This window comes from Bradyrhizobium sp. CCBAU 51627, from assembly GCF_028128765.1.
Taxonomy (GTDB): Bacteria; Pseudomonadota; Alphaproteobacteria; order Rhizobiales; family Xanthobacteraceae; genus Bradyrhizobium.
This window is the reverse complement of record NZ_LBJG01000019.1, coordinates 23,066-36,405: the sequence shown is the minus strand read 5'-3', so window position 1 is coordinate 36,405 and position 13,340 is coordinate 23,066. Positions and strand designations below refer to the sequence as shown.

12 protein-coding genes, 1 tRNA gene and 1 pseudogene are annotated in these 13,340 nt (G+C 62.7%); 8 read left to right on the top strand and 6 right to left on the bottom strand.

The annotated features are described in order from the left end of the window. The first annotated feature begins 435 nt into the window (after positions 1-435). Positions 436-987 carry a recombinase family protein gene (locus XH88_RS10035; protein WP_271615227.1) on the top strand — a complete coding sequence of 184 codons (552 nt, stop codon included), beginning with the start codon at positions 436-438 and terminating at the stop codon, positions 985-987. A 572-nt stretch (positions 988-1,559) separates the two neighbouring features. Here XH88_RS10035 and XH88_RS10030 read toward each other — a convergent pair. From XH88_RS10030 to XH88_RS10010, 6 genes and pseudogenes are all read right to left on the bottom strand, one after another. Beyond that, positions 1,560-2,969, bottom strand: coding sequence for a hypothetical protein (locus tag XH88_RS10030; RefSeq protein ID WP_271615226.1), 1,410 nt, complete (start codon positions 2,967-2,969; stop codon positions 1,560-1,562). 79 nt (positions 2,970-3,048) lie between these two features. Further along, positions 3,049-3,402 carry a hypothetical protein gene (locus XH88_RS10025; protein ID WP_271615225.1) on the bottom strand — a complete coding sequence of 118 codons (354 nt, stop codon included), beginning with the start codon at positions 3,400-3,402 and terminating at the stop codon, positions 3,049-3,051. A gap of 4 nt (positions 3,403-3,406) precedes the next feature. Next, on the bottom strand, positions 3,407-4,705 hold the full coding sequence (locus tag XH88_RS39200; protein ID WP_442868431.1) for a site-specific integrase: 1,299 nt from the start codon (positions 4,703-4,705) through the stop codon (positions 3,407-3,409). A gap of 357 nt (positions 4,706-5,062) precedes the next feature. Further along, a pseudogene (locus tag XH88_RS39045) lies at positions 5,063-5,236 on the bottom strand (DUF6538 domain-containing protein); the annotation flags it as partial. A gap of 126 nt (positions 5,237-5,362) precedes the next feature. After that, positions 5,363-5,439, bottom strand: a tRNA-Arg gene (locus XH88_RS10015). A gap of 262 nt (positions 5,440-5,701) precedes the next feature. Then, entirely contained in the window at positions 5,702-7,219 is a 1,518-nt protein-coding gene (locus XH88_RS10010; protein WP_271615223.1) for a sensor histidine kinase, read from the bottom strand. Positions 7,220-7,576: 357 nt separating this feature from the next. Here XH88_RS10010 and rpmH point away from each other — a divergent pair, with 357 nt between their 5' ends. The 7 genes from rpmH to XH88_RS09975 all read left to right on the top strand — a co-directional run bounded on the left by rpmH (position 7,577) and on the right by XH88_RS09975 (position 13,340). Next, complete coding sequence (gene rpmH, locus XH88_RS10005; RefSeq protein WP_008542748.1) at positions 7,577-7,711, top strand: 50S ribosomal protein L34; 135 nt, start codon at positions 7,577-7,579, stop codon at positions 7,709-7,711. A 28-nt stretch (positions 7,712-7,739) separates the two neighbouring features. After that, on the top strand, positions 7,740-8,141 hold the full coding sequence (gene rnpA, locus XH88_RS10000; protein ID WP_271615222.1) for a ribonuclease P protein component: 402 nt from the start codon (positions 7,740-7,742) through the stop codon (positions 8,139-8,141). 16 nt (positions 8,142-8,157) lie between these two features. Beyond that, positions 8,158-10,011 carry a membrane protein insertase YidC gene (gene yidC / locus XH88_RS09995; RefSeq protein ID WP_271615221.1) on the top strand — a complete coding sequence of 618 codons (1,854 nt, stop codon included), beginning with the start codon at positions 8,158-8,160 and terminating at the stop codon, positions 10,009-10,011. Between the two features lie 112 nt (positions 10,012-10,123). Continuing rightward, positions 10,124-10,777, top strand: coding sequence for a ribosome biogenesis GTP-binding protein YihA/YsxC (yihA, locus tag XH88_RS09990; RefSeq protein ID WP_271615220.1), 654 nt, complete (start codon positions 10,124-10,126; stop codon positions 10,775-10,777). Continuing rightward, positions 10,777-11,136 carry a DUF423 domain-containing protein gene (locus tag XH88_RS09985; protein WP_271615219.1) on the top strand — a complete coding sequence of 120 codons (360 nt, stop codon included), beginning with the start codon at positions 10,777-10,779 and terminating at the stop codon, positions 11,134-11,136. The genes yihA and XH88_RS09985 overlap by 1 nt, the downstream gene beginning before the upstream one ends. A gap of 174 nt (positions 11,137-11,310) precedes the next feature. Next, positions 11,311-12,198, top strand: a complete 888-nt coding sequence (gene argB, locus XH88_RS09980) for an acetylglutamate kinase (protein ID WP_271615218.1) — start codon at positions 11,311-11,313, stop codon at positions 12,196-12,198. Positions 12,199-12,353: 155 nt separating this feature from the next. Beyond that, positions 12,354-13,340, top strand: a complete 987-nt coding sequence (locus XH88_RS09975; RefSeq protein ID WP_271615261.1) for a DUF1036 domain-containing protein — start codon at positions 12,354-12,356, stop codon at positions 13,338-13,340.

Here is a 13,340-nt window from a genome sequence, read left to right as displayed (position 1 = left end):
CTTTGACCGTTCACGCCCTCAACTGCCAATTCGAATGTCACATGCTGATCGGGAATTTGCGCGTAGGCCCCGCCACTGAGCGTTACACCAGCTTCGACCACTCCGCCGATCGACAGTGGTACTTGAAAGCGGGTGTAGCCATCCCTGTCGTCGGGAGGCGTCCAGACGACGGACGGCAGGGCGATTAGTTTGTCGGCGTTTACCAACGTCCGCAGCATCGGACCAATGGTAGCGGACTTCGCGCAAAGCACGAAGATGGTCCAAGCAATATCCGAAGCATCCCCCAGCTTTCGCGGCGCGACCGCAACGCCTCAAATGCGTCTACCCTCCTGAGACATTCCCCTGAGACACAAAAGTCGTCTCAATAGGGTTGACATTTTAATTTTGAGACGCCACTGTCTCATGGTCTAAACCCTAGTGAGACAGGACTGGCGAATGACCGTCATCGGGTACGCCCGCGTGAGCACCACCGATCAACACCTCGACCTCCAAGAGAACGCATTGCGCGCGGCAGGTTGCGACCTGATCCGCTCTGAGAAGCGCAGCGGCACCAGCACCGCGGGACGGGAGCAGCTTCGCACCGTGCTCGATTTCCTTCGCGCTGGGGACGTGCTGATGGTGACGCGCATTGACCGGCTGGCGCGCAGCATTGGTGATCTGCAAGACATCGTGCGCACCGTGAAGGCCCATGGCGCTTCCCTGCGTGCAACCGAGCAGCCCATCGACACCAGCACAGCAGCCGGGAAATGCTTCCTCGACATGCTTGGCGTGTTCGCTGAGTTCGAGACCAACCTACGCCGCGAACGTCAACTCGAAGGCATCGCGGACGCTAAGGCCCGTGGCGTCTACAAAGGTCGCAAGCCCTCGGTGGACGTTGCAAAGGTGCAGGCGATGCACGCGGAAGGCAAAGGACCGTCAGCCATCGCGAAGGAGCTTGGGATAGGCCGCGCGTCGGTCTATCGCGCTCTGGAAGGCAAAGGGGGCTGAGCCCATGCGGAGGATCATCGGCTCACTCACTGACGCTGCCGCCCAGCTAATCGGCAGCTAAGGGACTCCGGCTCTCGGTGGGGCCCCGGGCCATTCGCGGGTGGGGCCCCGCTCCAAAATCGGCGGGCTAAAGCCATCGGCCTCTGCTCGGCTGAAGCGGGCGGTGTGCTTCGCCAGAAGTACCGTGTGGAGCCCCAACATGCCCGGGCTCGATAGGAACAGGATGCCCCCAGGGGCCACTCCGGCGCGCCTATCCCTCTAGGAGACTCAGCGGAGTCCTCTGGGGGGCACTATAGCTAGCCGCCGGTGCTCCCTGGGCTTAGCGTCAAAGGCGCCCGCGGGCTTCCTAGAGTCCTACAGGGACATTGTGATTCAGCCCTATTGGGCCCCAAAGCCAGAACACCGGCCGTGTGCACATATACGGGCCGGTTGGCACGCCCTCGTCAAACATTCGTTCCACGATATGGTTTGGTCCGCGCACTGGGGTAACAGGGTAGACCAACCATAGCTAATACCAGAGAGTTATAGCTAGTAATAATAGATAGTTAGCTGCTGCATGAATGTTGGCTGCATCAGAAGCCTGACCTGCTGACATCCAGCTTCGGAACCGCCCCAGTATGGGTTTCGAATTGGCGGGACAGGGTATCGACGGCCAAGGCTTCCTTGCTCGCTTGAACAATCAAACTGTCGTGGACCGGCATACTGGGAACGCCCTTAGCCATCAGCTCTTGCATGGTGGCGATGATGACTTCGCTCTCCACGAACATCAGATCAGCCCAGCCTCTCACCCGACCTCGGATTTCTCCACCCCATCGCCCAAGGAGGGGGTGACGCTGTAGAGCGCGCTCCTTGATCCGAGACATCGGGTACGCCTTGGTGTCGAATGCGTCTGGCGGGAAGCCCTTCTTTGCCAAGCGCTCGCGGAAACCCTTAGTGAACTTGGCCCACCGTGTCAGCAGACTGCCGTTGCCGAATGACGCATTGATCCAAAACTTAGCAACCTGCCGATCAAGCTCCGTAGGCCCAAGGATGCCAGCGTAGGCATCCGGGTCGGTGTCGAGTTTCTGATCGCACCACGCATAGAAGATGGTGAGGTACGAGGACGAGATGTCAATCTCGACCACACTCTCGCCGTCGATCCGCATCCCAAGTCGTGTGTCCTCCCCTAAGCGCTGATAGCACTCGGCATTTTGCGGGTAGGAATACAGGCGACCACCCTTGTCCCACCTGTAAGTCTGGAGGTCGTTCGCTTGGTGAAACTTTCTTACCCAACCAAGATGCTTCACCTTGACCTGTGGGTGCGTGAGCGTGTGCTTAGCGAGGAAGGAGTTGAACTCAGCAACCTGCGCGCGGAGCTGTTGCACCTTCTCGGTGTTCGGCGTCTTGTGCGATGGCGAGGTTAGCTGCACCAGCTCTGAAGGCATCACCTCGTCGAATTGGAAACATTGCCGCACGTTCGCTGGTGTAACGCCATGAGCTTCGCACGCAGCGAGAAGCAAAGATGTTGCCCTGTAGCGGGTGAGCTTTCCAACCATCGGCCCCGGGTTATCGAACTGATACGAAGGCGGATACCCCGGCTTGTGCTCCACGAGCCCTGCCTCAGCGAACGCTTGGCGCACCGCGTCGAACATGCGCCATGTGACGCGCTGATTGGTGTAGTCGCTCTTCCTGAGCGAACACCTAAGCCAGCCCTCGCTGCGGTCACTTTCGATAGCGGCCAGCAGATCAGCAACGAACGCAGCCACTGCTGTCACATGCTTCATCAGGGTTTTGTCCCGCGCGTATGATTTGCCCTTCGCGGAGTTCGGCCTCCTATATCGCTGGGCTAACCCGCTCACGAACGCCGCTACCTGCGCATTCGCTGGTTGGGCACGCAGGGTTGCCAAGGGAGCCTTGTCGAGCGCCTCCCGTTCCTCCTTTGGAGTTTTTGGCTCCCATGCGGTGCGCTCGGTCAGAGTGGTGTCATCGGTATTGTCGGTCATTATGCTTGCGTCTGCTCTGCTATCAATTGCCGGTAGCCGCACCGAAAAGCTTAGGACGCCCCGGTGCGGCCTTTCTGCCTTATTGGCAGGTGGTGTTAGTGCCGCCGATGCCGTTGGGCATGGTGGAACAGTGAACCGTAGGCGGGTTGATGCTCTGCATTGCTTCGCTGGCTCTCTGCAACCTCTGTCCCACCTCGTGGAGACGTGCTTGCCGGTTCGCTTCTTCTGCGGCAGCTAGCTGTTGATCTTGCAGATACAGGCTTTCGAGACACTTGCTGTAATCGGGCGTGCCCAGCTTGTAGCCAAAGGAAGTACACTGTTTCTCCCTGTTGGCTTGTGCCATCTGCCTTTTGGCCGCCATCTCCTCCTCAGAGACGCACGCGGAGAGCGCGAGGCCCGCAAGCATCAGCGCCACAATTGCATTCCATTTCATGGTGTCAGCCCGCCCTATTTTCTTTGGTGTCGTCGCGTGTACGCGGTGGCACGCCCAGCGGCTTGACCCGCGACAGGTCAAGGCCGGGATAGGAAATGCGGTTGATAGCGTCCGACAATCCGGCAGCACCGAACCTCGACAACATGGCGTTAGCGCCGTAGCCCCAGCTTACCGAGGATGCCTGTGCGTGCCCAATCAATGCCTCGCGCATCTCGTGGTCCGCCCTGCCTCTGCGTAGCGCGTCCTTCACCGTGTGGCGGAAGGAGTGGAAAACCTTAGCCTTGTCCGTCACGCCCGCCGCACGCAGATAACGGCCAAACCACTGTGACCATGCAGGTACGCCCGCGCGGCCTCTGTCTGGCGCCACTGAGGGGAAGAGCCAAGCGTCTGCACCATCGGCCTTCCGTCGCTCCCCGACATAGCTGAGGAAGCCCAAGCGAATCACTTCGGGATGCACGGGCACAACACGCTCGGAGGCGTCCGTCTTAACGCGCTTCCCTCGTGCCCTCTCGGTTACGAAGTAGAGCAGCGCCACACCCGTCTCTGCATCTGTCTGCACGTTGGCTGCGGTGAGACTTCCTAATTCCGCCTGCCGTGCGCCTGTGAAGAGAGCCAACAACGGCAACCAGAACCCAGCGGCCCCATGTGCCCCTAGCGGAAACTGGTGTTCGGTAAACACCGACGCATTGAACAGCGATTGAAGCTCCGCAATCTCAAATGACGTGCGCTCGGAGCGCTCCTCGGGAAGCCTGAGTTTGCTAAAGGGATCGGTCCACTGCATGTCATCCGGCACAAGCCCGTTGTCGCTGGCCCAGATGCAGATGGACTGCACAGCGCCAAGTTGCTTGTTGATCGTGGCGGCAGTGATCCTCGGCTCTTCTGAGTGCTCACGCCCCCAAGCGGCCTGAGCAGGAAGCGTTGCGCGCAGCAAGTCGCCAGTTCGCTGGCGGGGCACGTCCTGTAGGGCTTTGCGAAACTCCAGCGCGTGAGCCTTCTTAATCGCTGCTACAGGCATGTTGCCGTGAAGCTGGATAAACATCTCCACGCTGCGGCTAAACTCATCCCCCGTCCGCTTCGGCCGAGCACGGTGCTTCTTCCATCCCTCTAGCGCGTCCTTGAGCGTGCCTCCGTCTGCCGTTGTCGCAGCAGTACTCGGCAAAGCGACTGTCGGGGTTTCAACTGTAATGCCTTCGTCCCGCTTCCTGATGTCCTCAAGGGATCGCAGATACGAATGCAGGCAGGCAGTTCCGAGCCTGAGATAAGCGGCGCTGTGCTCGTCCAACTCGATATTGAAAGCCCACATGGCCTCCTGCACATGATCCTGAACAGCGGAGATGTCGCCCATAGCGGCTGCCTTCCGCATCTCTTGTAGGGTATCTAACAGCTCGGCCGCTTCCTCTTCGTACAGCTCACGGGGCACGCCGAACTGCGGCCAATCATCGTGCGGAAAGCGCGGTGGAGGCAGCGGTCCTTCAAGGCGTTCAAGCTCCGCATACCTCCGCTTCTCTTCCTCCCGTCCGGTGAAACGGCCGCGCTCATCCCAAGCCAGCGCCTTGGCGTACACCCACTCGGCCATGCGCTTGATTTCAGTTTCGTTGAGGCTGATGCGCTTGACTACCGACACCGTGGTTGCGGCAAGACTCGCCTTGGCCTTGGCAATGATGCGGTCGAACTCAGCCAATACCGGCTTAGCGCGTATGTTGGCCTCACGGCGGTCCTTGGTGCCCAACGACCGCTTCAGATTTGCCTGAGAAGTCTTGCCGTTCTTCAGCACAAGCGCGACGGCTGCTCGCAGCCCCTTCGGCTTCGCAGGCACCGTTTTCAACGCGTAGTAGGTGTTGTGTCGGTCTTTATTACGCCCATCAGCACACGCATTCCCACCACCGCTTCATACCACCGCGCGGCAGCTAAGCGCTTGTATCTGCGCTACTTATTGATTTCCAATGGGAAGTTGTGCGACTGGCGCGCCCGGAACGATTCGAACGTCCGACCCTCAGATTCGTAGTCTGATGCTCTATCCAGCTGAGCTACGGGCGCGTTTTTCGCAAACAGTGCGGGTCTGGCCCGCAAGCAGCCCCCGGCAAAACCGGAGGGGGTGCGAAAGAGCGCTCTGACTAACCGCTCTTGCCGGCGTTGGCAAGGTCCGGGATGGGGAGATTTTGCAGGGAATGACGGTCGCTCGACCGTCATTCCGGGGCTCGCGCAGCGAGAACCCGGAATCTCGCGCCAAAACCTCTGGATTCCAGGGCCGGCGCGCTGCGTCGCCCCGGAATGACGAACAACTCGGCCTTTGGCCGAATTACGCCCGCGCCCGCTCGTTGCGGATGGAGAGCAGTTCCACGGGGCGGTCGGGGATGACGATCCGGAAGGTGGCGCCGATGGTGCCCTCGACCAGGTGGATGTCGCCGCCATGGGCACGGACGAGCTCAGCGGCGATGGCAAGGCCAAGCCCGCTGCCGCCCGGACGGCCGGAGGTCTGGAACGCCTCGAACAGATGCTCCCGGGTCTTCTGGGGCACGCCGGGTCCGGTATCGGAGACCTCCAGGATGGCGACCGCGCCTTCGCGCTTTCCCGTGATTCGGATCTGCTGCGGCCCGCCGTCTCCGGAGGCATGGCTCTCCAAGGCCTGGGCGGCGTTGCGCACGAGGTTGAGCAGCACGCGAAACAGCTGGTCGGGATCGGCATCGACCGTGAGCCCGCGCTCGATCGCGGCGACCCAGGCGATCGAGGCGTCATTGGCAAGGCCGGCGGTCTCGCGCACCTCCAGCACGACCGGCTCGATCAGCATCATGCGGCGGTCGGGCGCGGCCTCCTGGGCGCGACCGTAGGACAGCGTCGACTGACAGAACGCGATGGCGCGCTCGAGCGAGCGCACCAGCTTTGGCGCAAAGCGCTGCACCCGCGGATCCGGCACGCTGGCGAGCTGGTCGGACAAGAGCTGCGCCGAGGCCAGCAGATTGCGCAAATCGTGGTTGATCTTGGAGACGGCGAGGCCGAGCGCGGCGAGCCGGCTCTTCTGATGCAGCATCGACATCAGGTCGCGCTGCATGTCCGACAATTCGCGCTCGGCAACGCCGATCTCGTCGCTGCGCTGGCTCGGCACGATGATCCGCGCCGAACTCTCGGGGTTTTCGTGGAAGCCGACCAGGCTCGCCGTCAGCCGCCGCATCGGCCGCACGAACAGGTAATGGAGCGCGAGATAGACGAGGCCGGCGGTCAGAATGCCGATGATCAGCGCGACCACCACGAGGTTGCGGGAGAAGCGGTACATCGACTGCCGCAGCGGCAATTCGTCGGTCACGATCTCGATGAACTGGGCGTTGCCGACGCCGGGACCGACGATGCGGATCGGCTGGTTGCCGGTCTCCAGCATCATCTGGAACGAGCCGGTGATCGCCTCCCATACCGTCATGTCGCGCAGGTCGATGTCGTGCTCGATCGTCGCAGGCAGATTGTCGCTGGCGAGCAGGCGGCGCTGCTGGCCCATCTTGATCGCGACCGCGCGCGCATTGATGCTCTTCAGGATCTCGCGCGACAGCGAGTCCGGCACCATGCCGAGCGGCGCGGCGTCGAGCACCAGCGCCGCCGTGTTGGCTGCCGCAACGCGGTCGTTGAGCCGGTTGACCCAGAAGTTCGCGATCGCGGGCACATAGAGCAGGACGGCTGCGATCATCACCAGGGGAACGGTCAGCAGCAACAATTTTCCGGACAGGCCAAGCCCGCCCGGTCCGCGGGACCGCGTGACCGGCTGGTCCGCTGGCTGATCCAGATCTTGATCCAGATCTTGGGTCGGCTGCTGGAGGTCTGTCGCTAGCACGAGATTCGCCCCTGCTGGCCTTAGAGCTTGGCTGGTAGAGGATGCGACCCGTCCCTGACGGTGGTCAAATTACAGATCGCTAATCTACCAAGGTGGGATGTAGGCGCTCATCCCGCCATCCGCCACCTCAACGGTTAAAAACCCCAAGGAAACAGCGATATTCACCGGAACTGCGCGGACCTGCGGCGTTGACGAAAACAAGACGCTCCCTTATAAGCCGCGCAAATTGTCCGCGATGACCCGGTGCGATACCGGGAGCGGCTCTTCTGCGGCCGGAAACGGCCCGTTTTGGGTCGCATCTTCCGGACTTTACCTTCAATTCTACAGGCAAATTGCCCGGTCAGCGGAGAAAAACCCGTGAAGCGGACTTATCAACCCAGCAAACTGGTGCGCAAGCGCCGTCACGGTTTCCGTGCCCGTCTCGCCACTGCCGGCGGCCGCAAGGTCCTCGCCGCCCGCCGCGCCCGCGGCCGCAAGCGTCTGAGCGCCTGAGCCGGACCCCCTTTTCCGGGATTTCATCATGGATCGGCTGAGGCAGCGAGCGGATTTCCTCGCCGTTGCCAATGGCGCGCGGGCGAATAGTCCCGCGTTCGTCCTGCAAAGCCGCCGCCGCGATGACAGCGGCCCTGTCAGGATCGGCTTCACCGTTACCAAAAAGAACGGCAACGCCCCCGAGCGCAATCGCATCCGGCGCCGGCTTCGCGAATTGGTGAAGCGGCTCGATCCGGTGTCGATGCAACCCCATCATGATTACGTGCTGGTCGGCCGCAGGGACGCGCTCTCGCGCGACTTCGCCGCCATGCTCGACGATCTGCGCATAGCGTTCACGAAGCCTGCGCGGCATACGCACAAGGGACGCGGCCCAAGAACCGACGGCTCGAGGCCCGGCCCCGCTCCTGCGACCAGCCGCAAACCGGATTGATGACGAGACAATAGTGATGACCGACAATCGCAATACCATCCTCGCCGTCATTCTGTCGGGCCTCGTCCTGATCGCCTGGCAATATTTCTACAACGTGCCGGCGATGGAGAAGCAGCGCGCCCAGCAGCAGGCGCAGGCCGAGCTCCAGAAGGCCAATCCGCAGCCGACGGCCTCTGCGACGCCGGGCACCACGCCGCAGGCCGGCAGCGCGACCCAGCCATCGGCGGCTCCCGGCGCGAACCAGCAGGCCCAGCCGGTGGTCGCCCGCGACACCGCGATTGCGGCGACCCCGCGCGTGAAGATCGACACGCCGCGGATTGCCGGCAGCATCTCGCTGAAGGGCGGCCGCATCGACGACATCGCGCTGGTGCAATTCCGCGAAACGGTCGACCCGAAGTCGCCCCCGATCATTCTTTATTCGCCGTCGGGCACGGCCGAACCCTATTACGCCGAGTTCGGCTGGGTGCCGGCAACGGGCGTGACGGCCAAGCTGCCTGACGCCCAGACCCTCTGGCAGCAGGACGGCAGCGGCAGCCTGACGCCATCAACGCCGGTGAAGCTGAAATGGGACAATGGCGAGGGCCTCACCTTCCGCCGCACCATCTCGGTCGACGACCATTACCTCTTCAGCGTCAAGGACGAGGTGAGCAATGTCGGTAACGCGCCCGTCACGCTCTATCCGTTCGCGCTGATCTCGCGCCACGGCACGCCGCACGTTTCGGGCTATTACATCCTGCATGAAGGCCTGATCGGCTATCTCGGCGAGCACGGCCTGCAGGAATATGCCTACAAGAAGATCGACGAAGCCAAGCAGGTCGACTTCAAGGCCACCAATGGATGGCTCGGCATGACCGACAAGTACTGGGCTTCGGCGCTGCTGCCCGACACCAGTGCGCATCTTCAGGCGAAGTTCTCCTCGAACCTCGCCGGAAACGTCCACACCTACCAGACCGACTATCTGCTCGATCCCGTCACCGTCGCGATCGGTGGCACCGCGACCGCGAATGCGCGCCTGTTCGCCGGCGCCAAGGAAGCCGGCGTGGTCGGCGTATTCCCGTTCGCCGGCCTCGGCGGCTACAACAAGGAGCTCGGCCTCAACCATTTCGACCTGTTGATCGACTGGGGCTGGTTCTACTTCATCACCAAGCCGATGTTCCTCGGCCTCGACTTCTTCTACCGCTTCTTCGGCAATTTCGGCATCTCGATCCTGCTCGTCACCGTGATCGTGAAGCTGCTGTTCTTCCCGCTGGCGAACAAGTCCTACGCCTCGATGGCGAAGATGAAGTCGATCCAGCCGCAGCTTCAGGCGCTCAAGGAACGCTATCCCGACGACAAGGTGAAGCAGCAGCAGGAGATGATGGAGATCTACCGCAAGGAGAAGATCAACCCGGTCGCCGGCTGTCTGCCCGTGGTGATCCAGATCCCGGTGTTCTTCTCGCTCTACAAGGTGCTGTTCGTCACCATCGAAATGCGGCATGCCCCGTTCTTCGGGTGGATCAAGGACCTCTCCGCGCCGGATCCGACCAACCTGTTCACGCTGTTCGGCCTGATCCCGTTCGACCCGACGACCATTCCGGTGTTTGGCCACTATCTTGCGCTCGGCATCTGGCCGATCATCATGGGCATCACGATGTGGTTCCAGATGAAGCTGAACCCGACACCGCCGGATCCGACGCAGCAGATCATCTTCAACTGGATGCCGCTGATCTTCACCTTCATGCTCGCGGGCTTCCCGGCCGGCCTCGTGATCTACTGGGCCTGGAACAACACGCTCTCGGTGATCCAGCAGAGCTTCATCATGCGCCGCAATGGCGTGAAGGTGGAGTTGTTCGACAATCTCAAGGCGACGTTCGCGAGGAAGGCGACGTAGGCGTCGTCATTGCGAGGAGCGAAGCGACGAAGCAATCCAGAACCCCTCCGCGGATACATTCCTGGATTGCTTCGCTTCGCTCGCAATGACGCGAGGAAACAGCGAGCTTCGCATGACCGACGACAAAGATGCGAAGCTGATCGAAGCCGGGCGCAAGCTGTTCGCGCGCGACTGGCAGTTCATCTGGGCCTCGCCTTCGATCCAGACCCTGCCGCCGATGGCAGGACCGGAGATCGCCTTTGCCGGCCGCTCCAATGTCGGCAAGTCGAGCCTGATCAACGCGCTGACCGGCCGCAACGCGCTGGCGCGCACCTCCCATACGCCCGGACGCACCCAGGAGTTGATCTTCTTCGAGGTCCCCGGCAAGACCGACCTCCGCCTCGTCGACATGCCGGGCTATGGCTATGCCAAGGCCCCCAAGAGCCAGGTCGCGTCGTGGACCGAGCTGATCCACACATTCCTGCTCGGCCGCGCCTCGCTCGCGCGCGTCTACGTGCTGATCGATGCGCGCCACGGCCTCAAGGATGTCGACCTCGACGTGCTGAAGACGCTCGACCGCTCCGCTGTCAGCTACCAGATCGTGCTGACCAAGGCCGACCAGGTGAAGGCCTCCGAGCTGCAGTCGCGCATCGCCGAGACCGAGGCTGCGCTCGCCAAGCATCCGGCCGCGTTCCCGAACGTGATCGCGACCTCCTCGCGCTCATCGACCGGCATGGCCGAGCTCCGCGCCGCCATGGCCAAGCTGCTGGAAGAGCGGAGCTCGTGATGGCGCGCCTGCTGATCGCGCTCGCCGGCTTGATGGGCGCCGCCGGCGTCGCGCTGGCCGCCGCCTCCGCCCACGGCACCGACGCCAGCCGGCTTGGCCCCGCAAGCGCCATGCTGCTGTTTCATGCAACTGCCATATTGGCCTGTGTGGCCCTGCTCGCGCGCGGCCTTCTGCACGGCGGAATTGGCCTGGTCGCCGCGTTCGGCTTCGTGATCGGCGCGGCGCTGTTCGCTGGTGACCTCACCTTGCGGCAATATGCGGGGCATTCGCTGTTTCCGTTCGCGGCGCCGACGGGTGGGACGATCATGATTCTCAGCTGGCTGGTCGTGACGCTGGCGGCTGTGGTGGCTGCGCGCTGATCCGTGGCCCGGATGGAGCGCAGCGCAATCCGGGATTCTTACCGCGGACACCGGCCCCGGATTGCGCTGCGCTCCATCCGGGCTACAAGTCCCGCATGCCAGCCACACTTTGCGCCTCGCCCGCCAATCGGATAGAACGCGAACCCGCGTTAGTCCCGCCAGCGAGATCGTGACATGACCGAAATCTCCCCGCTCGACCAGGCCCGCATCCTGTCCGAAGCGCTGCCGCACATGCAGCAGTACGACGAAGAAACCATCGTCATCAAGTATGGCGGCCATGCCATGGGCGACGAGGAGACCGCGAAGAATTTTGCCCGTGACATCGTGCTGCTCGAGCAGACCGCGATCAATCCTGTCGTGGTGCATGGTGGCGGGCCGCAGATCGCGACCATGCTCAAGCGTCTCGGCATCGCCTCGGAATTCGCAGCCGGCCTGCGCATCACCGACGCTGCGACCATCGAGATCGTCGAGATGGTGCTCGCCGGCTCCGTCAACAAGCAGATCGTCGGCTACATCAACGAAGCCGGCGGCAAGGCCGTTGGTCTCTCGGGCAAGGACGGCAACATGGTGAAGGCGTCGAAGACGACGCGCACCATCATCGATCCGGACTCGCATATCGAGAAAGCGGTCGATCTCGGCTTCGTCGGCGACCCAGAGAAGGTCGACCTCACGCTGCTCAACCAGCTGATCGGCTACGAGCTGATCCCGGTGCTGGCGCCGCTGGCGACCTCCAAGGAGGGCCAGACGCTGAACATCAACGCCGACACCTTTGCGGGTGCCGTTGCCGGCGCGCTGAAGGCCAAGCGCCTGTTGCTGCTCACCGACGTCCCCGGTGTGCTCGACAAGTCGAAGAAGCTGATCCCGCAGCTCTCGGTGAAGGACGCACGCAAGCTGATTGCCGACGGCACCATCTCCGGCGGCATGATCCCGAAGGTCGAGACCTGCATCTACGCACTCGAGCAGGGCGTCGAGGGCGTCGTCATCATCGACGGCAAGATGCCGCACGCCGTGCTGCTCGAGCTCTTCACCAACCAGGGCACGGGAACGCTGATCCACAAGTGATGGGCTGGTCGCCTCGACAAAGGAACGTCATGGCCGGGCTGGTCCCGGCCATCCACGATCTTTCGCGCGGCACGGACGTGAATGCCCGGGTCCAGCCCGGGCATGAGGGGCGGAGAGAGCAGCGCTCCCGCCGCTCGATCCTGACGCGCTTGCTGATGACGCTGCCGGCGGCGGCCGTGTCGTTCCTCTTTTCCTCCGCTCCGGCGTTCGCCGACCTCAAGATCTGCAACCGCATGTCCTACGTGGTCGAGGCCGCGATCGGCATTGACGACAAGGCGGCGACCGCGACGCGAGGCTGGTTCAGGATCGATCCCGCCACCTGCCGCGTGGTGGTGCAGGGCACACTCACCGCCGACCGCATCCTGCTCAACGCCCGCGCGCTCGGCGTCTATGGCGCCTCACCGATTCCGCAGAACGGACGCGACATGTTGTGCGTGGCGCAGGACAATTTCGTCATCGCGGCTGCGCGACAGTGCCGCAGCGGTCAGACGCAAGCGCCCTTCACGCAAGTGACGCCGACGCAGGCCGACGACGGCAATCTCGTCGCCTATCTCGCCGAGGATTCCGAATATGACGACGAGCAGGCGCGGCTCGCCGGCATCCAGCGGCTCCTGGTGATCGCCGGCTATGACGTCGGCGCCATCGACGGCGTCGACGGACCGAAGACGCAAGGAGCTCTCGCCGCCTTCCTGAAGAGCCGCGGGCTGTCCTCCGACGTGGTCGCCTCGCCGAACTTCTTCAAGATCATGGTCGATGCGGCGCAGACCCCGTCCACCAGCGGTCTCACCTGGTGCAACGACACGCCTCACAAGGTGATGGCCGCCATCGCGACCGACGACGGCAAGTCCGTGACCAGCCGCGGCTGGTATCGCATCGATCCCAAAACATGCCTGCATCCCGATGTGACCGGCGCCCCGAAGCAGATTTTCAGCTTCGCGGAAGCCGTGGATGCCGACAACCGCGCCATCAAGCTGAAGGACAAGCCGCTGAACTGGGGCGGCGACAAGCAACTCTGCACGCGCGACACCAAGTTCGAGACCGCTGAGCAGACCGATTGCGGCGCGCGCGGATTCGTGGCGACCGGTTTTGGCGCGATCGACATGTCGAGCGGCGGCAAGACGCTGCGCTTTGCGTTGCCGTGA